The organism is Paenibacillus sp. ACRRY (assembly GCF_022346995.1).
Lineage (GTDB): Bacteria > Bacillota > Bacilli > Paenibacillales > Paenibacillaceae > Paenibacillus.
Window position 1 is genome coordinate 1 of sequence record NZ_JAKRNM010000026.1, and the last position, 933, is coordinate 933.

Annotated in this window: 1 rRNA gene; it reads right to left on the reverse strand. The window is 53.5% G+C overall.

Going from position 1 to position 933, the window contains the following annotated elements:
* A 23S ribosomal RNA gene (locus tag MH144_RS30595) occupies positions 1–933 on the reverse strand; the annotation flags it as partial.

Below are 933 nucleotides of genomic sequence, written 5' to 3' on the forward strand. Positions count from 1 at the left end.
ACAGCGCCCAAGTCGTTACGCCATTCGTGCGGGTCAGAATTTACCTGACAAGGAATTTCGCTACCTTAGGACCGTTATAGTTACGGCCGCCGTTTACTGGGGCTTCGGTTCACAGCTTCGGATTGCTCCTAACCGCTCCCCTTAACCTTCCAGCACCGGGCAGGCGTCAGCCCGTATACTTCGCCTTACGGCTTCGCACAGACCTGTGTTTTTGCTAAACAGTCGCTTGGGCCTTTTCACTGCGGCCCCCTCGTGCTATTCACACTACCGGGGCACCCCTTCTCCCGAAGTTACGGGGTCATTTTGCCGAGTTCCTTAACGAGAGTTCTTCCGCGCGCCTTAGAATTCTCTTCTCGCCTACCTGTGTCGGTTTGCGGTACGGGCACCTTCATCTGGCTAGAGGCTTTTCTTGGCAGTGTGAGATCATGACCTTCGCTACTGTAATTTTCACTCCCCATCACAGCTCAGCCTGTCGATGTGCGGATTTGCCTACACATCAGCCTTACTGCTTGGACAGACATCCATCAGTCTGCGTCACTACCCTACTGCGTCCCCCCATCGCTCGTAACGATTTACGGTGGTACAGGAATTTCGACCTGTTGTCCTTCGACTACGCCTTTCGGCCTCGCCTTAGGTCCCGACTTACCCTGAGCGGACGAGCCTTCCTCAGGAACCCTTAGGCTTTCGGCGGATCAGATTCTCACTGATCTTTTCGTTACTCATACCGGCATTCTCACTTGTATAATGTCCAGCGCTCCTTACGGTACACCTTCAACCCTTATACAACGCTCCCCTACCCCTGATGCAAGCATCAAGCCATAGCTTCGGTGGTGTGTTTAGCCCCGTTACATTTTCGGCGCAGAGTCACTCGACCAGTGAGCTATTACGCACTCTTTCAATGGTGGCTGCTTCTAAGCCAACATCCTGGTTGTC